We start from the raw sequence: 20,660 nt of genomic DNA, 5'->3' as shown, positions 1-20,660 counted from the left end.
TATGAAAAAAATACTGAAATATTCAGTTATGGCTTTTATCACTGCTTTATTATTTGTTTTTGCAGCAGCATGTCAAAATAATAACAGCACATCTGCTTCAGCACAAGCACCTGCTTCATCAGCAGATAATGCAGTTGTTAAAGCAGGCTATGATAGAGGTGCATTAGCAGCATCAAAAGCTGATTTTACTCTTGCAGCAGGCAAAGTAAAAGAAAATGCTGGAAAAACAGATAAAGAAACTTGTTTTTCATGCCACACTGGTGTAAGTGAACTTCATAATAGAGGTTTACATAAAGATTTAGACTGTTCTAACTGCCACTTTGACATTACGACAGAGCATACAGAAGCACCTTCGCCAGCAAACAGACCAAAAGTTAATATGAATTGGGAAGCATGCGGACAGTGTCATGATAACCAAATGCATTCATTTTTAGATGTTGGCAAACACAGACCAGCTCGTTTTGAAAAATCTAACTTTAATGGCCGTTCACCAAATCCAGCATGGGATAAACTTATGGCTCCTTATGGTTTTACAAAAGAGCATGCTGCAACTCGTTCACACTCATTAATGCTTATTGACCAGTTTGTTGTAGATAGAGCATTTGGCGGTCAGTTTCAGCCAAAAGACGGATGGAATTATATATTTGAATCAGGTCCAGTATGGGATGTATTATATGATGCAAAAGAAAAAGACCCTGATTTTAAAGACCTTCCACAAACTGCAAGAGCAGTTAATCCAGTATGTATGAACTGTAAAACTATGGACCACATGCTTGACTGGGCATACCTTGGTGAACCAAATCCAAAAGCTAAATGGTCTAGACTTTCTAATCCAGTTGAAATGGCGAAAAATATGAACCATGCTCTTAACTGTTTCTTCTGTCACGACCCACACTCTGCTGAGCCAAGAATTGTTCGTGATGCTTTAATTGAGGCAATTTCAAGCGACGCTCCTTATGCTAAAAATAACCTGTATCAACAAGATGCGAATAAAGTTAAAGCAGAAATCCGTGTTATTGATACAAGAAGTATGATGGATGATACTGAGCCAAAAATGATTAGAAAAATTGCTATTCTTCCAAAAGATGACCCAAGAAGACAGTCATTACAATGCGCTCAATGCCATGTGGAATATAACTGTGGAGCTGGAACAGATTTAGGAACTGGTGCAAAAGTTGGTATGAATGACCCAAGAACTAACCATTTTCCACTTAAAAATGCACTTGCATTATATGACCACTACTTTGTAAATTTAAAATTTGCTGATTTTAAAAACAAATTCTCTGGTGCAATGCTTTGGAAAGGTCAGCACCCAGAATATGAAACATACTACAATTCTGTCCATGATAAAGCTGGTATATCATGTGTTCAATGTCACATGGAAACAGTTGAAAAAGGCGGTAAATTAGATTATACATCTCACTTTGTTCAATCTCCAAGATATATACTTAATGCTACATGCTTAACTTCTGACTGCCATGGAACAGGTGCAGATAAACATGCTAACTGGCAGGGTAAAGATGCTGAATATGTAAAAGTATCTACTAACTGGACAGCAGAAGATGCAAAATACTCTATTGACTCTATTAAAACTTATACTACTGGTAAAATGAGAAAAGCTGAATTCTGGCTTGCTCAATTAATAGACACAATAGCATTAGCAGAACGCTTAGGTGTTGATAAAGCTACATTAGATGCAGCAAGAACTCAGCATTCAAAAGCTCATATCCTTTGGGAATACTGGACAGCAGAAAACTCTGATGGTTTCCATAATCCAGAACTTGCTAGAGAATCATTAACTCAATCAATTAATGAATCTATGAAAGGTTATGATATGCTTGATGCTGCTATGAAAAAATAGCTGCTGAATGGTAACACAATATAAGGCAGGGCGGCAGAGTAATTTTGCTGCCCTGTTTTTTGACTGTGTAGAAAAATTGGACACTTAATTATTTCTTGTTCATTTTATAAATAATTTATTATATATAAGTTCTTCATAAAATATCCAAGGATAACTCTGATGAAAAATTTTTACAGTTTATATATAAAGCCAGCTGTTAAAATATTAGGCTCAATTAAATTTGCATTTATCTTAATTATATCTCTTATTATTTTATCTATAATTGGCAGTATTATTTCAGATGCTTCTATTGATAAAATTAAGTATAATTTTATAGTTTCTTTGTTTTTTGATACATCTTCAAATGAATTTAGAGATTTTGTATCTACACTTGGACTTTTAAATATTTATACAAGCCCATTATTTATTACATTACTTTCTCTTTTTACAATTAATCTGCTTATATGCACATTTAAACTTTTTCCTTTTGCAAAAAAAGGGTTTCCTTTTATAGATGAAAGTGCATTAAAAAATGAAGCAGCTTTTAAAGATGATATATCAGCGGTAACAGACTTTTTTTATAAAGAAGGCTGGCATGTCAGTAGAAGCCATGAAAATAATAATTTAGTAAAAGCAGAACATCACAAACCGGGCAGATATGGTGTAATAATCACTCATTTTGGTATAATATTTATTATGATAGGTGCATTTATAGGGCATTATATGGGTTTTTCTGGCTCTATGCTTGTTTTTGAAAACCAAATATTAAATGAAGTGGAAAAACAGAATGGTGAAAAAATACAGTTAAATTTTGCTGTTAAATTAAATGATTTTAATATTGAATTTTATGAAGGCTCAAAAACTGCAAAAGCATTTACAAGTAATATCAGCCTTATAGAAAATGATAACGAAGTAAAAAATGTAGATATTAATGTAAATCACCCATTAAAATATAAAGATGTAGTTTTTTATCAGGCGAGTTATGGTCAGTCACCACATAATGATATGGTTATGAATGTATTAATATCAAAAGATAATAAATCAGAAACAGTGGGTTTAAAATATGGCAAGGCTTATGATTTTAATGATTATAAAATAGTAGTAAGGGACTTTTATTCTGATATTGCCTACAACAGCCAGACAGGAGAATATTATAATAAATCATATAATCTTTCAAATCCTGCTTTATATTTAGCTGTATATGATAAAGACGGCAGGGGGCTTATGGGTGGCTGGCTGCTGCTTTATTCTAAAGAGCCTACTTATGTAGAGCCACTTAATATGGCTTTTCAGTTTAAAGAATTAAAAGATGTAGTATACAGTGGTTTTTCTGTAAAATATAATCCGGGCATTTCCATTGTATATTTTGGCGGTATACTGTTATGCTTTGGTGTAGTTTTTATTTATCTTTTAAACTATACAGCCATTATTTTTACAGTTTCTAATGGAATATTAAAGTATAAAGTTTTTACTCACAGAAAATTCCCGCTTGTAAACCCTGCTGATAAATTTTATAAATATTTTAATATAAGTTAAGGAGAAACAGCTATTATGGAAAATACAGCATCAATTCTTACTGTAATGACTGATAAGATGGTTGGCATAGCAGGTATATTGTATATTTTAGCTATGGTATTATATACATTTTATTTGATTTTTAAAAATAAAAATACTGGTATTGCAGCAACAGCTGCTGGTGTAATAGGCACATTTATTCACATAGTTTCGTTTTTTATGAGATGGGCAGAGTTTTATGAATTTGCAGGTGGTGGTATATTAAGAGCTGTTCCTATTACAAATCTTTATGAATCGCTTATGTTTTTTGCTCTTTTACTTGCAGTTTTTTATGTTATATTAGAATTTAAAACAAAAAATAAATCTCTTGGTGCTTTTGCTTTTGCCTTATGTGGTGCAACAGTGCTTTTTATAAATGCAATAGGAGCATCTTCTAATTTAAACCCACTTGTTCCAGCTTTGCAGAGTAACTGGCTTTTAGCCCATGTATCATTAAGTTTTACAGCTTATGTATGTTTTGCAGTCTCTGCTATTGCTGCTTTGCTTTATTTAATAAAAGTATCAAAGATGAGAAAAAGTTACTATTATATTATATGGACATTAGTTTTAGGTTTATCTTCTGCATCTATAATATTTTTAATTTTAATAAAAGTTTTTGGAACAAACAGTTTTATAAATATATTATATGTGCTTTTTATGATAATTTTTAGTGTCCTGTTTTTTATTTATGGTCTTTCTATTAAAAATTTATTTAAAAATATAGATTTTGATTTAGATATGCTTGAAAGGATAATATATAAATTTATAACAGCAGGCTTTGCAATATTTACAATAGGCGGTTTAGTTTTTGGAGCTGTATGGGCTGAAACTTCATGGGGCAGATACTGGAGCTGGGACCCAAAAGAAACATGGGCATTTGTTACATGGGTAATATATGGTATATATTTACATGGAAGATATTCTCTCAGGTGGTCAAAAGAAATGGCAGCATCAATCGCATTAATTGGCTTCTTAGTAACTATTTTTACATATTTAGGGGTTAATTTATTATTTTCAGGTCTGCATAGTTATGGAAGCCTTTAATTTATAGATTATAGTGCCTGAATAAATATACAATTTTAACTACAGCTTATATATTAGATTTTTTGAACTTACCCAAAAAAGTTGGACGAGCCATATAAGGAGTGTATATGGCAAGAAAATATAGCTATGAGTTTAAGAAATATCTAGTAACAATATTAGAAAATGGAATAATGAGTGTCAGTGAATTATCAAGATGCTGTAAAATCCATAAAGGAGTAATATGTAATATCTATAACAGATATAAGCATTCAGGCGAATCAAGGTTACATCATATCTTTACCCGCAATGAATATAGTAGAGCTTTTAAATTAAATGTGTTAACTTATAAGGCATCAAATAATTTAAGTTATGAGCAGACAGCAATACATTTTAATATACCATCATCATCAGTAATATATGATTGGCATAATTTCTGCTGTAATTATAATGGAGATAATATGTCATATAAGAGCCCGAATAATAGACATCTTCACTTTGTAAAAGATATTAATAATCAAGCAGAAGTGTGTGAAGAATACAAATCAATGAAAGCAAGAATAGCAGAGCTTGAAAAAGAGCTGTATTACAGTTTGGATATCCTGTTGTCTGTGAGTAATATGAAAAGAAGCCCTTACTATTATAATGTTAAAAAGCCTGCTGCATTAGATAAATATGCAGAAGTCAAGGCATCTATATTAGAAATATATGAAAAATCTAACAAGACTTATGGTTATCCAAGAATAACAAAGGTATTAGAGAAACTGGGTTATACTTATGATAAGAAGACAGTAGCAAAATTAATGAAGGAATTAAATATTTCATCACTAATCAGGGTTAAGAAAAGGTATAAACAAGGCAGAGTAAGTCATATATGCAGCAATAAATTAAACAGAGCCTTTACAAGTGAGAGACCATGTTTAAAATGGGTAACAGATGTGGCAGAGATAAAAATTAATAATGAAAAGGTGTATTTATCAGCAATAATGGATTTGTATAACAGAGAAATAACAGCATACAGTGTAAGCAAATATAATAATGAAGAAATGGTAATAGATAATTTAAAACAGGCAATAGATAAAACAAAAGATACAACAGGGTTAATGATACATTCAGACCAGGGTATATTATATCAGGCTAATCAATTTAGAAAGTTATTAAAGGAAAATAATATAGAGCAGAGTATGTCAAGGCGTGGCAACTGCTATGATAATGCTGTTATGGAAAGTTTCTTTGCTACTTTAAAATGTGAATTGGTTTATATTAACAAATTCAAAAATATAGAACAGTTTAAATATGAACTTGAAAAATATATTGATTTCTATAATAATTACAGAATAAAAGCTAATGGACTTACACCTTTACAGGAAAAAGAAATTTATTTAGTGGCTTAGTTCAAAATTTTTGGGTAAGTTCACAACCAGACTATAAGTGATAATCAAATACAGCATAATAATACAATATCGCTTAATATGTTAAATGATAATTTAAAGGCTGTACATTATCCTGGTTATTCAGCAGGTAATACATTAAATATTGAAAAAAGTGAAAAGTTCTATTATGATGATAAAGCTACTAATACAATACCAGAGGGTTCTTATTATATCATGGCAAATGATATAAAAACTAACCCTAATGCTTTAAAAGAAGCTTTAAATGTTCAAGGTTCTAGATATATGCATATATTTGAACACTATAATATTGATTTTACAGATAAAGAATCATTTAATACAATGATTACTATAAAAGATTATATTATGAATGTTACAAGTCATTATAATAAATTTATGACATCAAACATAATCTATGGTGGTATAGATTTATCTGAAAAAGCAGATAATTTTTTTAATGCTTTAAATAATATAATAGATAATACTTATAAAGATAAATTATATAAAGTATATGGTAAAGTACCAATAAAACTGGAAGTGAAATATAGTAAAGACTGGTGTGACCCATTGGATAAAATGGAAATTGCTTTGTTTAATATGAAACAATACCGGCCATCGCATGGAGCTTTTGGTAATATGAGAGAAAAAGGAGGTAAAATACATACAGGGCTTGATTTATTTGCATTAGATGGAACACCAGTGTATGCATGTATGGATGGAATTATACATTATAATTATACTGATGAAAAAAAAATTATGGTTATGGATATAGAATATTTCTAGAAATTAATACAGAAAAAGGGTTAGATATATATAAAAATAGGATAAAAGAAAAAAATATCAATTATTATATCCAAATCTTTATGAAAAACTTATGGGAAATGGCTATAAAACAGATAATAATGTATATACATTTTCTTATTGTCACTTAAAAGAATTTGACCATAAATTAATAGGAACTAAAAAAGAAGTTAAAGCTGGCGATTTAATCGGCTATACAGGTTCTAGTGGAAATGCAAAAGGTTCAGATTCACCACATTTACATATAGAAATAAGAAGTATAGGTGCAGAAGGATTAGGTGGATTAGATAAAAAAATCAATCCTGCCTGTTTTTTTGATTTTAAATATCCATCTAATGAAATTGCCCCATGTAATAAATGGAGTGACCATAAGAGTATAGATGATTTTTTTTCAGATAAAAATCCATATAAAGAATATATTAAAACAAATTTTACAGAGCAATATGATTATGTTGCAAAAAAATATAAGAAAAAATAAATATAAGGAGGAAATATGAAAAAATTTATATTATTTATTTTTGTTATATTTATCAGCTCTAATGTATATGGAGCAGAAATTAATTTTTCAAATAATAATGGATTGCAAAATAATGATATGTGTGTAAACACCATGTTTTACAATATGTCAGTAGAAATATGCCGTCCAATATCACCATGGGGTAATGCGGTTGTAAAAAATACAACTATTAAAGAAATATATCCACAATTTAAAACATTGATGGCAGATTATCACCCTTTATATAGAGTATTATCAGATAAACTTCCATCTAAAGATACCAAAATGATTATTGATGTTGAAAATATTGAAACTGGTATAAAAGCAGAAAGAATTTCAACAAAAACAGGTATTCAAGATTTATCAGGTGAAGTTATATATACTATAAGTCCTAATGTTGTAAATATTACTATTAGAGCTAATGGTGGTGTTGAAGCAAAAATTGAATTTAAGCAGCAAGGGAAAGATGTATTTATTACCAAAAATTCTGAATATCTTGACTTTTTAGTTGAAAATAGTAAGAAATATGATGAAGGATTTCCATATTTATTTGATGAAAAACTACATGATTTTTATGGTGATAAAGAAAATATATGGGTTGATTATATATACAAAAGTGATATAAAAACAAAATCAGGCACAGTATATAAAGATATTCCAATATTTTTTCATAAACACCCAATGAAAACAGTCATGAAAAATGCTTCAATTGATGATTTATACTATAAATTAAGTAGTGATGAACTGCCAAGTGCAGGAACAGAGACTCGAAATGTTACAAGCGATGGGTGTGGTAAAGCAGAGTATGTATGGGATGATAATGGAAGTGTAGGTGTTATAGATACATCATGCGAGACAGATAACAAATATTATTCTTATTACATACAGAATGGTAATGATGCAGAATGTTATTTTTTACCGATAGATTGGTTAAATTAAAATATAATTTATAGACATTGCTTTTAAATAATATAGTATATTCTTTTCCAAGCCTGTAATAATTTAGCAGGCTTGGAAATAAATAAACTTATTAACATCTACAAGGAAAGAGCATGGGGCATCAAAATAATCAGATTACAATTAAAGACATATTAAGTAAACATGACAATATGTATGATGTATTATTATCAATGCAATTAAATTTGTTTCCATTATCATCTTTAGATTTAGTAGATGTTGATAATGAAAAACAATATGGCAGTTACTATGCTTTTAGTATCCCAATTCCTGCAGAGCTAGTGAAAGAGGCAGTATTAACAGCGAAACAGTCAGATAGTCATTTATCTCGTTTAGTGCTGAAATATCCATATATTCAGTTAATAGTAGAATATTGGATACTCAATAAAATATATAGTATATGCCAAAGCAACCCAAAATTAATAGGTGCATCAGAATTTATAAAAGATTATAAATCATTTAATAAATATTTAAGTTATCATTACTTACCCTATGAAGAATATACCAAAAACCCAGATATTGAGAGTGATTTTGGTTATACAGCCACATTTGAATCCATGGCATCTATACTTCAACAGTTAGATGGTAAGAAGTATAAGACAATATCATATAAAAAAGAATCAGGGTATGATGATTATAGTAAAGAAATAATATATAACATTGCAGATTTTGAATTTGCTGTAGATGATGCATTTAGAAATACAGATTTTACCTTATATGATTTTATATATGATTTATTTTATAACGGAGTATGTAAAACATTAAGAGCATCATTTAAAAATGGTATTATAAATAAGTATATTCCACTTTATAAACTACCAAAAAATACATTTACTTATAAAGAGTTAAAGTTTAACCAGTTATATGGTTCTGAAACAGAGTTAGAACTTTTTCCAAATATAGATAGGAATATAGTTCGCCTAGAATGTACAACTCCAAAATTACTATCAGATAAAAGTATAATAGTAAAAAGTGCTGATAATGAATACAATAAAAAATATAAAGAGCAGTCATATAATTTTCAAAATGATTATTATAATCCTAAACTAGGTCCTGGTTATGATGAGTTATGGGAAGTATGTGGCAGGTCTATAGAGCAGGCAAAGGCAAATAAGCACGGAGAAAGAGATTTATATACTAAATGGTTTTTTACTCCCATAGAAGAGCCTGCACCACCTATGAGGAAGTATCCAGAAAGAATAACAGATGATAAAGGAAATATTATTAAAGAAATATATGAATATACATATAAAGAAACGGAAGAGATTTTAGGAACACGCTTTTATTTTACCCATAATTTTCATGTAAAAACTCCATGTATGTATAGAAACCGAATGATGAAAGGTTATGAGTGGGATAGAATGTCCCCAATAGATGATGTGCTTTATACTACAAATGAAAATATACTAATATCTTCCCTTTATTATAAATATATGGGTTTACAGTTAATTACAGCAGCATTCATCAGTACATATACTGGAGGTGCATAGTGGGAGTATATACCAAACTTAATAAGGAAGAATATAAAGAACTTGAAAAAAAATTTATACTTCATTGTGAAGCAGACCCAAAATCAACAGATTACAGCTTATATGTAGATAACAAAAAGAAACTTACTTTTGGTATAGGGTTTAATATAGAGGATAACCCTAACTGGCTTGCTATAGCACTTTTGCACAAATTTTCAAGTTTAAAACCTATAGAAGAAATAAATACAATTGGTTATCAGAAAGATGTATTATTATATGGTAATGGTAAATATAATAAATTTATAGAAGAAAATTGCAATGGTAATGGTTCAGATAATAAAGTATTGCAAATAATCCGTAAATATAAAACAGCAAAAAATACAAAGGTAAAAAATATAGATAAACTAAGCAAGGAAATACAAAAACTAATAGATGAATATAATAAAGGAAGTGATATAGAAAAAATCCCTGTGAATGATTTTTCTTTTGAATTTACAGACGAAGAAATATCGCTCATATATGATATAGGTAAAAAAGAATATGAAAATCAATTGGCTAAATACTTAACAGGGACAGGTAGACCTTTTAATATCCATAGTATTAAAGATACAAAGCTTTATATTTCATTATTATCCTTTACATATCAGCAGGGGGGAGGAACTTTACAAGAACATAGTAATATATTTCAAGGAGTTGCTAAAAGCCGTTTTTTACTATGGTTTACATTAAGATATAATGTATTAAGGTTTACTAAGCAGTATAAAAGACGGCTGCATGAATCAACCTTGTTTGGTTTAATAGAAAATCAGGCAGTAGATACAAAAAAAGCAGATATTCCAGCAACAATACTTGATGTTTTTTCTTATTTAAATTTTTTTATGGCAAGTGTTGATAATACATATCTTAGTTATATAAAAACTAATGAGCGATGTAAAATAATAGATACAAAAGCTGTAGATGATGGGTTAGTATTATTTAATATGCAGTCAAGATATGATGTTATAAAAAATTCACTCCAAACAGTAGATTTTATAAAAGATTTTTTTACTGATGCATCATACTTTAAAGGTCAATTTTTGGATAATATAATAGATTTTGCATCACATAGCACTATTTTTTCAATATTTACCTAGTTTATAAAAGAGAGTTTTGGAGAAGAATTAAAAGCTAAAAAGGGCAGTGAAGAATTATTTTTATTAGAAAATATATATGCAGTAGAATGTATCAATAAAGAAAAGTTTATTGCACTGATGGAGCTTAAATATTCATCTTTGCAGGAAAAATGTAATGTGTTTCTGTTTTTAAACAGCACATCAGATATAGTTAATGATATATCTATATTACAGTCTAAATGCCCAAATGTTCACTTTACAATAGCAGTAAAGGCAGGTTATACATATTCTTTTAAAGTAGATAAGAAGTCATCATCACAGACAAACATAATGTTATACAGTGTGAAAGATGGTAAATATCATCCAGAACTTTTAAAAGATACCTTTAAGGCAGAAAAAAATTCTAATGAAGAAAGCCGTTATGAAAAGAATATATTATTATTCAGTGCAGAAGAAAATAATAAATTATCAGGCAGATTAAGTAATAATGCAAATATATTTCATATAACTTGTGAAACAGAAGAAAAAATAATAAGTAAAGTAAAACTCTATAACCTAATATCAGATAAATATACAGGCAATATACAAATAGATATGCAGGGTAAAGAATATGAAGTATCATCAGATAAATCAAGCGGAGAATTTACAGTAGATGTTAGATTAAGCATATTAGATGAAGCATTGAATGAAGAAGATATAAATGATAAACCATACTATATGTATGTAAATAAAACAGGAGAAATATTTGAAAGCAAAATAAGCAATGGCAGAGCATCCTTTTATTATAACCCAGAAGAAACAAACAGTAACCAGAAAGTATTGTTTTCTTTTAATAAGGCAGATTTTGCAAGTAAAAAGGCAGCTAACAGCAAAAGTTTAGATTTTATGCTGATAAATAAGACAGACAGGAAAAATAAAAAAGCAGAAAGAACTTTTAATATAAATTTAATGGATGTGTTTCATAATGTTATAGATAAAATAGAACTTGTTAATATAGATGAGTTATCTGCAAAAGATGATTTTTTTATCTGTGAACATCATTTTAATGTTCATACATCTTCAGAGTATATAGATAAAATCCAATGGGGATATTTTACTATACCACTCAATCAATTAAATATACTGTATGATAAAGATAAAATATTAAATTGTAAAGAAATAGAATATATCAATACAGGAGATTGTTTTCATTTTACACCAAGCAGTATATTTAATGAAGAAAAAAGAAAACAGCTGCATCAAAATCAAGAGGTAATAATAGTAATTGCATCATATAATAAATCATTAATATTTCTTAAAGGTTTGAAAGGATATAATTTTTATATAATCTTTCCTGATAAAAAACCGATATTTAATAAGCTTTACTTATCAGAAAAATATACATCCTATTATGGCAGGTCATTGTATGTTATCAATGTTGAAAATGAAGCAGAATATTTATACAATAAAGACCCAGAATTATGCTTGAAAGGTAATCCAAAAGATGATAATATTAGAAAACTATATACTTTTGGTATAAAAATAGAAGCTGACAATTATGATAATAATTTTAATCATTTTTCATATGGTATAGCAGGTTTGAAATGGTTAAAAATTACTATACGAACAGATTTAAAATCAAATTACAAGAAAGAAGATGATAATAATAGAGAAATATGGGAATTATCTTTAAAAGAAGCCTGTAAAGAAATAATAGATAAATATAAAAATAATCCGTTAGAAATAGATTTTGCATCCTTTAGCACAGATAAAATAGAAGTTACTGGTAATGTTAGTATTATAGCAGCATCTAATAGTGAAGTAAAAAAAGCATGCGATTTAAAAGAATATAGGTATCAAGGAAGTATCGTATATAATAAAGATAAAAATATTTATTATTATGTGCTAAATAATAGCGAGCAGGAATGTGCAGTTATCTTATGTCCATTTGTAGAAAGGGCAGTATTAGAACAAGGTAAATATATTCAGCTTGGTTTTGATGCAGTTGATGTAGCAAATTATATGGCAGGGGAAATTGAAAATAATTTAAAAAGCAGTGTTGCTCAAGATATTATAAGGTTCTCAAATCCATTTTATGATATGATACCGTTATATGGAACAGCTCAACCATATTTTTTATTTTATGAAGCAGTAAAAACAGATAGTTTTTGGGACCATAAGTGGCAGTTATCAGCCTTGTTTCCAAGTATGGGCTTATCAAGGCGTTATCATCATGTATATATAGATAAAGAAATCCCATATGATGTATGGTCAAATATACATTTTGGTGTAATAGGTAAATATTGTAGATTTAGTGAAAACACATTATTATATGGAGCAGATGTGGCTCAGAAATGGTCTAATAGATCTTTCACACAAGGTGATACTCAATGTGATAAAGTTGCTATCAAAATAGGTTTTTCTCTATATGATAACTATATACAAGGCCGCTCAATAAATGCTGGTATTGTGTTATCACATATAGTTGATAATAATTTTTTTAAATATTCTTTTTACAAATGGGAGTGTATAGATGAATAAAATAAAGAAAATTTTTCAATCTTTATCATATTGTGTATATGTTTTTACTGGGATAACTGATGTATTTTACTTTATTATTGTAGGTCCTTTCTTTATGGAAGGCTTTCTTTGGTATATATTATGGCCATATATTGCCTTATATAATTTTTTTATTGAAACATATAGAGGATATATGTTGTATTAGGTAGAGATATATATGAAAAATAGAAAAAAAATAATATTCAATATTGTATTTTTTTTAATACTGTTTCCACCAGCACTTGCAATGTGGTTGCTACTATTTTTTGTTGTTATTGATAATAGTGATGCTATTGATGGTATAGATTATGGTCCACAGCTTTCTGAGAAAACAGTGTTAAGTCTGTTTGATAATTTATCTAACTTAGCAATAACAGGTCATGCTGATTTTAAAGACGATAAATTTTGTTTAAAATTTTGCAAAGATACAGAAAGTTATAGGTGTGATTCTTTTAAAAATGAAGCTATTGCCTATATTGCATATAAAAATAATTTTTTAGGGTTAATTAAAAATGATTACGAGGACGGATCTTATTATGATCCATTGGTAAAATATCCTCAAACATTTTACTATGATACAATAGATAATTGCACTAAATATTACGAAATATCATATAATCCAAAGTTAAATAAGGCATTGTGTATAGATGGAAACATATCAAGAATAAACCCCTTTAGTGCAAAGATAATAAGGACAAATAAATAAATCTTTTATTAAATTAGTTAGATGAAATGAAATTTTTAATCAGTTAGATATAACCTTAACAAGTTTAGATGAAACATTGAATGAAGAATATATAAATGATAGATTATACTATATGTATGTAAATAAAACAGGAGAAATATTTGAGAGCAAAATAAGCAATGGCAGAGCATCCTTTTATTATAACCCAGAAGAAACAAACAGTAACCAGAAAGTATTGTTTTCTTTTAATAAGGCAGATTTTGCAAGTAAAAAGGCAGCTAACAGCAAAAGTTTAGATTTTATGCTGATAAATAAGACAGACAGGAAAAATAAAAAAGCAGAAAGAACTTTTAATATAAATTTAATGGATGTGTTTCATAATGTTATAGATAAAATAGAACTTGTTAATATAGATGAGTTATCTGCAAAAGATGATTTTTTTATCTGTGAACATCATTTTAATGTTCATACATCTTCAGAGTATATAGATAAAATCCAATGGGGATATTTTACTATACCACTCAATCAATTAAATATACTGTATGATAAAGATAAAATATTAAATTATAAAGAAATAGAATATATCAATACAGGAGATTGTTTTCATTTTACACCAAGCAGTATATTTAATGAAGAAAAAAGAAAACAGCTGCATCAAAATCAAGAGGTAATAATAGTAGCTGCATCATATAATAAATCATTAATATTTCTTAAAGGTTTGAAAGGATATAATTTTTATATAATCTTTCCTGATAAAAAACCGATATTTAATAAGCTTTACTTATCAGAAAAATATACATCCTATTATGGCAGGTCATTGTATGTTATCAATGTTGAAAATGAAGCAGAATATTTATACAATAAAGACCCAGAATTATGCTTGAAAGGTAATCCAAAAGATGATAATATTAGAAAACTATATACTTTTGGTATAAAAATAGAAGCCGACAATTATGATAATAATTTTAATCATTTTTCATATGGTATAGCAGGTTTGAAATGGTTAAAAATAAACATTACAACAGCCTTAAAAGTAAAAGAAACAGATGACAATAAGAAAGAGAAAGAATTATCGTTAAAAGAAGCCTGCAAAGAAATAATAGATAAATATAAAAATAATCCATTAGATATAGATTTTGCATCCTTTAGCACAGATAAAATAGAAGTTACAGGTAATGTGAGTGTTATAGCAGCATCTAATAGTGAAGTAAAAAAAGCATGCGATTTAAAAGAATATAGGTATCAAGGAAGTATTGTATATAATAAAGATAAAAATATTTATTATTATGTGCTAAATAATAGCGAGCAGGAATGTGCAGTTATCTTATGTCCATTTATAGAAAGGGCAGTATTAGAACAAGGCAAATATATTCAACTTGGCTTTGATGCTGTTGATGTAGCAAATTATATGGCAGGGGAAATTGAAAATAATTTAAAAAGCAGTGTTGCTCAAGATATTATAAGGTTCTCAAATCCATTTTATGATATGATACCGTTATATGGAACAGCTCAACCATATTTTTTATTTTATGAAGCAGTAAAAACAGATAGTTTTTGGGACCATAAGTGGCAGTTATCAGCCTTGTTTCCAAGTATGGGCTTATCAAGGCGTTATCATCATGTATATAGAGATAAAGAAATCCCATATGATGTATGGGCAAATATACATTTTGGAGTAATAGGTAAATATTGTAGATTTAGTGAAAACACATTATTATATGGAGCAGATGTGGATCAGAAATGGTCTAATAGATCTTTCACACAAGGTGATACTCAATGTGATAAAGTTGCTATCAAAATAGGTTTTTCTCTATATGATAACTATATACAAGGCCGCTCAATAAATGCTGGTATTGTGTTATCACATATAGTTGATAATAATTTTTTTAAATATTCTTTTTACAAATGGGAGTGTATAGATGAATAAAATAAAGAAAATTTTTCAATCTTTATCATATTGTGTATATGTTTTTACTGGGATAACTGATGTATTTTACTTTATTATTGTAGGTCCTTTCTTTATGGAAGGCTTTCTTTGGTATATATTATGGCCATATATTGCCTTATATAATTTTTTTATTGAAACATATAGAGGATATATGTTGTATTAGGTAGAGATATATATGAAAAATAGAAAAAAAATAATATTCAATATTGTATTTTTTTTAATACTGTTTCCACCAGCACTTGCAATGTGGTTGCTACTATTTTTTGTTGTTATTGATAATAGTGATGCTATTGATGGTATAGATTATGGTCCACAGCTTTCTGAGAAAACAGTGTTAAGTCTGTTTGATAATTTATCTAACTTAGCAATAACAGGTCATGCTGATTTTAAAGACGATAAGTTTTGTTTAAAATTTTGCAAAGATACAGAAAGTTATAGGTGTGATTCTTTTCAAAATGAAACTATTGCCTATATTGCATATAAAAATAATTTTTTAGGGTTAATTAAAAATGATTACGAGGACGGATCTTATTATGATCCATTGGTAAAATATCCTCAAACATTTTACTATGATACAATAGATAATTGCACTAAATATTACGAAATATCATATAATCCAAAGTTAAATAATGCATTGTGTATAGATGGAAACATATCAAGAATAAACCCCTTTAGTGCAACGATAATAAGGACAAATTAGGCATTTATATAAAACAAGACTGATACAAATTAATACTATATTTTATAAATATATTTTATTCATTAAGTTGTATTAGCATAAGAGTACTATACTTATAAAGAAGTTGAAGAGCTGACAGGTCAAAAGTTTTACTTTACTCATAATTTTCATGTCAAGACACCATGTTTTTATAAGAGAAGAATGTTTCGGGGCTATGAGTGGGATAGAATGTATACTCTAAGCGATGTAGATAGGTGCTATCTAAATAATGATTTATTTAGTTCGCTTTATTATAAATATGCTGGTCTGCAATTAATCACCTTATTATTTATAAGTGCATATGGCAGGTGGTAACTAATGGGCATTTATACAAAACTTTCAACAGATGATTATAAAGAGCTTGAGAAAAAATTTATCCTTCATTGTGAAGCAGACCCTAAAACAACAGATTATGATTTATATGTAGATAATGCAGGTTTACTAACCTTTGGTATTGGTTTTAATATAGAGGGCAATCCGAACTGGCTTGTTATAGCAATGCTTCAAAAACTTTCAGGCTTAAAGTCATTAGAAGAAATAGAAAGAATTGGTTATAAGAGCGATGTATTATCATACAGCAACGGAAAGTATGATAATTTTATAGAATGCTGTTGCAAAGGCAGTAATAGTAAACTATTAAATATTATCCGCAGACATAAAACAGATTATAAAGTATTAAATAATAAAAAAATTCCCCATCTAGACAAACTTAGTAAGGAAATCCAGCAACTAATAGAAGAATATAATAAACAAGATGGAATAGAGAAAATCCCTGTAAAATCTTTTTCCTTTACATTTACAGAGGAAGAAATAGATATTATATATAATATAGGTAAAAAAGAATATACTAATAAATTAAATATATATTTAACAGAGCACAATAAACCCTTTAATCACATGAGTATCAAAGAAACAAAACTGTATATATCACTGTTATCTTTTGTATATAGATATACAGATGTTAGTTTAAGAAAATGTGTAAATGATTTTATGCATGCAAATAGAAGCCGTTTTTTACTATGGTTTACATTAAGATATAATGTATTAAGGTTTACTAAGCAGTATAAAAGACGGCTGCATGAATCAACCTTGTTTGGTTTAATAGAAAATCAGGCAGTAGATACAAAAAAAGCAGATATTCCAGCAACAATACTTGATGTTTTTTCCTATTTAAATTTTTTTATGGCAAGTGTTGATAATACATATCTTAGTTATATAAAAACTAATGAGCGATGTAAAATAATAGATACAAAAGCTGTAGATGATGGGTTAGTATTATTTAATATGCAGTCAAGATATGATGTTATAAAAAATTCACTCCAAACAGTAGATTTTATAAAAGATTTTTTTACTGATGCATCATACTTTAAAGGTCAATTTTTGGATAATATAATAGATTTTGCATCACATAGCACTATTTTTTCAATATTTACCCAGTTTATAAAAGAGAGTTTTGGAGAAGAATTAAAAGCTAAAAAGGGCAGTGAAGAATTATTTTTATTAGAAAATATATATGTAGTAGAATGTATAAATAAAGAAAAGTTTTTAGAAGTGATGTCACTAAAATATTCATCATTACAGGCAAAGTGTAATGTATTGCTGTTTTTAAACAGCACATCAGATATAGTTAATGATATATCTATATTACAGTCTAAATGCCCAAATGTTCACTTTACAATAGCAGTAAAGGCAGGTTATACATATTCTTTTAAAGTAGATAAGAAGTCATCATCACAGACAAACATAATGTTATACAGTGTGAAAGATGGTAAATATCATCCAGAACTTTTAAAAGATACCTTTAAGGCAGAAAAAAATTCTAATGAAGAAAGCCGTTATGAAAAGAATATATTATTATTCAGTGCAGAAGAAAATAATAAATTATCAGGCAGATTAAGTAATAATGCAAATATATTTCATATAACTTGTGAAACAGAAGAAAAAATAATAAGTAAAGTAAAACTCTATAACTTTATAACAGACATCTATACAGGCAATATACAGGTAGATATGCAGGGTAAAGAATATGAAGTATCATCAGATAAATCAAGCGGAGAATTTACAGTAGATGTTAGATTAAGCATATTAGATGAAGCATTAAAAGAAGAAGATATAAATGATAAACCATATTATATGTATGTAAATAAAACAGGAGAAATATTTGAAAGCAAAATAAGCAATGGCAGTGCATCCTTTTATTATAACCCAGAAGAAACAAACAGTAACCAGAAAGTATTGTTTTCTTTTAATAAGGCAGATTTTGCAAGTAAAAAGGCAGCTAACAGCAAAAGTTTAGATTTTATGCTGATAAATAAGACAGACAGGAAAAATAAAAAAGCAGAAAGAACTTTTAATATAAATTTAATGGATGTGTTTCATAATGTTATAGATAAAATAGAACTTGTTAATATAGATGAGTTATCTGCAAAAGATGATTTTTTTATCTGTGAACATCATTTTAATGTTCATACATCTTCAGAGTATATAGATAAAATCCAATGGGGATATTTTACCATACCACTCAATAAATTAAATATACTGTATGATAAAGATAAAATAGTAAATTATAAAGAAATAGAATATATCAATACAGGAGATTGTTTTCATTTTACACCAAGCAGTATATTTAATGAAGAAAAAAGAAACCAGCTGCATCAAAATCAAGAGATAGTAATAGTAGCTGCAATATATAATAAATCATTAATATTTCTTAAAGGTTTTAAAGGATATAATTTTTATATAATCTTTCCTGATAAGAAACCGATCTTTAATAAGCTGCAATTATCAGAAAAATATACATCCTATTATGGAAGGTCATTGTATGTTATCAATGTTGAAAATGAAGCAGAATATTTATACAATAAAGACCCAGAATTATGCTTGAAAGGTAATCCAAAAGATGATAATATTAGAAAACTATATACTTTTGGTATAAAAATAGAAGCCGACAATTATGATAATAATTTTAATCATTTTTCATATGGTATAGCAGGTTTAAAATGGTTAAAAATTACTATACGAACAGATTTAAAATCAAATTACAAGAAAGAAGATGATAATAATAGAGAAATATGGGAATTATCATTAAAAGAAGCCTGCAAAGAAATAATAGATAAATATAAAAATAATCCATTAGAAATAGATTTTGCATCCTTTAGCACAGATAAAATAGAAGTTACAGGTAATGTGAGTGTTATAGCAGCATCTAATAGTGAAGTAAAAAAAGCATGCGATTTAAAAGAATATAGGTATCAAGGAAGTATTGTATATAATGAAGATAAAAATACTTATTATTATGTGCTAAATAATAGCGAGCAGGAATGTGCAGTTATCTTATGTCCATTTATAGATAATCCTGTATTAGAACAAGGTAAATATATTCAACTTGGTTTTGATGCTGTTGATGTAGCAAATTATATGGCAGGGGAAATTGAAAATAATTTAAAAAGCAGTGTTGCTCAAGATATTATAAGGTTCTCAAATCCATTTTATGATATGATACCGTTATATGGAACAGCTCAACCATATTTTTTGTTTTATGAAGCAGTAAAAACAGATAGTTTTTGGGACCATAAGTGGCAGTTATCAGCCTTATTTCCAAGTATGGGCTTATCAAGGCGTTATCATCATGTATATAGAGATAAAGAAATCCCATATGATGTATGGTCTAATATACATTTTGGTGTAATAGGTAAATATTGTAGATTTAGTGAAAATACATTATTAGTTGGAGCAGACATTGCTCAGAGAATTTCTAATAGAGACGATATAAAGCAGTTAAGTAATAATATGAAAGATACATTAGAAACTATTGATAATACAAAAGACATTATACAACTTATTTATAATATAAAAGATATTTTTAAACTTATGATTCCCGAAGGTGATTCAGAAAGTGATAAGTCAGCAATAAAACTTGGTTTTTCTTTGTATAATTTTTATGAACAAACTAATACTATTAAAGCAGATAAGATATTATCATATGTGATTTCCGACAATATATTAATGAAACAATAAAGGAGAACAAAAATTGAAAAAAATATTTAGTAGACTATTAGATAATGCTGGTATACATATTTTTTTAATTGTATCTTATTTTTTTTACTATATATCTAAGAGTTTTTTTATAAA

General features: G+C 27.9%; 14 protein-coding genes. All 14 read left to right on the top strand.

All coding sequences use genetic code 11. The annotated features are described in order from the left end of the window. The first annotated feature begins 1 nt into the window (after nt 1). The 14 genes from N508_RS03045 (at nt 2) to N508_RS02980 (ending at nt 20,546) form a co-directional block, all read left to right on the top strand. Nucleotides 2-1,861, top strand: a complete 1,860-nt coding sequence (locus tag N508_RS03045) for an ammonia-forming cytochrome c nitrite reductase subunit c552 (protein WP_023274928.1) — start codon at nt 2-4, stop codon at nt 1,859-1,861. Nucleotides 1,862-2,020: 159 nt separating this feature from the next. Further along, nucleotides 2,021-3,376 (top strand): cytochrome c biogenesis ResB family protein, encoded by a 1,356-nt coding sequence (locus N508_RS03040; protein WP_023274927.1) that lies wholly within the window; start codon nt 2,021-2,023, stop codon nt 3,374-3,376. Nucleotides 3,377-3,391: 15 nt separating this feature from the next. Then, complete coding sequence (ccsB, locus tag N508_RS03035) at nt 3,392-4,438, top strand: c-type cytochrome biogenesis protein CcsB (RefSeq protein ID WP_023274926.1); 1,047 nt, start codon at nt 3,392-3,394, stop codon at nt 4,436-4,438. 107 nt (nt 4,439-4,545) lie between these two features. After that, entirely contained in the window at nt 4,546-5,808 is a 1,263-nt protein-coding gene (locus N508_RS03030; RefSeq protein WP_251930656.1) for an IS3 family transposase, read from the top strand. Between the two features lie 78 nt (nt 5,809-5,886). After that, nucleotides 5,887-6,588 (top strand): hypothetical protein, encoded by a 702-nt coding sequence (locus N508_RS03025; RefSeq protein WP_023274923.1) that lies wholly within the window; start codon nt 5,887-5,889, stop codon nt 6,586-6,588. A 91-nt stretch (nt 6,589-6,679) separates the two neighbouring features. Further along, nucleotides 6,680-7,084 carry a M23 family metallopeptidase gene (locus N508_RS03020; RefSeq protein ID WP_023274922.1) on the top strand — a complete coding sequence of 135 codons (405 nt, stop codon included), beginning with the start codon at nt 6,680-6,682 and terminating at the stop codon, nt 7,082-7,084. Nucleotides 7,085-7,099: 15 nt separating this feature from the next. Further along, complete coding sequence (locus N508_RS03015) at nt 7,100-8,041, top strand: hypothetical protein (RefSeq protein WP_023274921.1); 942 nt, start codon at nt 7,100-7,102, stop codon at nt 8,039-8,041. A 113-nt stretch (nt 8,042-8,154) separates the two neighbouring features. Continuing rightward, on the top strand, nt 8,155-9,549 hold the full coding sequence (locus N508_RS03010; RefSeq protein ID WP_023274920.1) for a hypothetical protein: 1,395 nt from the start codon (nt 8,155-8,157) through the stop codon (nt 9,547-9,549). After that, a complete protein-coding gene (locus tag N508_RS03005; RefSeq protein WP_023274919.1) occupies nt 9,549-10,661 on the top strand; it encodes a hypothetical protein in 1,113 nt (370 codons plus the stop codon). Before N508_RS03010 ends, N508_RS03005 begins: the two co-directional genes overlap by 1 nt. Nucleotides 10,662-10,778: 117 nt before the next feature. Continuing rightward, on the top strand, nt 10,779-13,160 hold the full coding sequence (locus tag N508_RS03000; protein ID WP_251930654.1) for a polymorphic toxin type 44 domain-containing protein: 2,382 nt from the start codon (nt 10,779-10,781) through the stop codon (nt 13,158-13,160). Nucleotides 13,161-13,356: 196 nt separating this feature from the next. After that, nucleotides 13,357-13,884, top strand: coding sequence for a hypothetical protein (locus N508_RS02995; protein ID WP_076654001.1), 528 nt, complete (start codon nt 13,357-13,359; stop codon nt 13,882-13,884). Between the two features lie 76 nt (nt 13,885-13,960). After that, nucleotides 13,961-15,790: a polymorphic toxin type 44 domain-containing protein gene (locus tag N508_RS02990; RefSeq protein ID WP_251930652.1), complete on the top strand. Its 1,830-nt coding sequence runs from the start codon at nt 13,961-13,963 to the stop codon at nt 15,788-15,790. Between the two features lie 196 nt (nt 15,791-15,986). After that, entirely contained in the window at nt 15,987-16,511 is a 525-nt protein-coding gene (locus tag N508_RS02985) for a hypothetical protein (protein ID WP_076653995.1), read from the top strand. A gap of 336 nt (nt 16,512-16,847) precedes the next feature. Continuing rightward, the gene (locus N508_RS02980; RefSeq protein WP_251930651.1) at nt 16,848-20,546 is read left to right on the top strand and encodes a polymorphic toxin type 44 domain-containing protein; all 3,699 of its coding nucleotides are present in this window, start codon (nt 16,848-16,850) and stop codon (nt 20,544-20,546) included. Nucleotides 20,547-20,660: the final 114 nt, after the last annotated feature.

The organism is Mucispirillum schaedleri ASF457, assembly GCF_000487995.2.
Taxonomy (GTDB): Bacteria; Chrysiogenota; Deferribacteres; order Deferribacterales; family Mucispirillaceae; genus Mucispirillum; species Mucispirillum schaedleri.
This window is presented reverse-complemented; position numbering and strand designations above follow the sequence as displayed.

Coding starts and splice junctions, on each gene's coding strand:
- N508_RS02995 (WP_076654001.1), top strand. CDS start 13,357: ATGAAAAATAGAAAAAAAATAATATTCAATATTGTATTTTTTTTAATA.
- N508_RS02985 (WP_076653995.1), top strand. CDS start 15,987: ATGAAAAATAGAAAAAAAATAATATTCAATATTGTATTTTTTTTAATA.
- N508_RS03015 (WP_023274921.1), top strand. CDS start 7,100: ATGAAAAAATTTATATTATTTATTTTTGTTATATTTATCAGCTCTAAT.
- N508_RS03040 (WP_023274927.1), top strand. CDS start 2,021: ATGAAAAATTTTTACAGTTTATATATAAAGCCAGCTGTTAAAATATTA.
- N508_RS03000 (WP_251930654.1), top strand. CDS start 10,779: ATGGAGCTTAAATATTCATCTTTGCAGGAAAAATGTAATGTGTTTCTG.
- N508_RS03025 (WP_023274923.1), top strand. CDS start 5,887: ATGTTAAATGATAATTTAAAGGCTGTACATTATCCTGGTTATTCAGCA.
- N508_RS03045 (WP_023274928.1), top strand. CDS start 2: ATGAAAAAAATACTGAAATATTCAGTTATGGCTTTTATCACTGCTTTA.
- N508_RS03010 (WP_023274920.1), top strand. CDS start 8,155: ATGGGGCATCAAAATAATCAGATTACAATTAAAGACATATTAAGTAAA.
- ccsB (WP_023274926.1), top strand. CDS start 3,392: ATGGAAAATACAGCATCAATTCTTACTGTAATGACTGATAAGATGGTT.
- N508_RS03020 (WP_023274922.1), top strand. CDS start 6,680: ATGGGAAATGGCTATAAAACAGATAATAATGTATATACATTTTCTTAT.
- N508_RS03030 (WP_251930656.1), top strand. CDS start 4,546: ATGGCAAGAAAATATAGCTATGAGTTTAAGAAATATCTAGTAACAATA.
- N508_RS02980 (WP_251930651.1), top strand. CDS start 16,848: ATGGGCATTTATACAAAACTTTCAACAGATGATTATAAAGAGCTTGAG.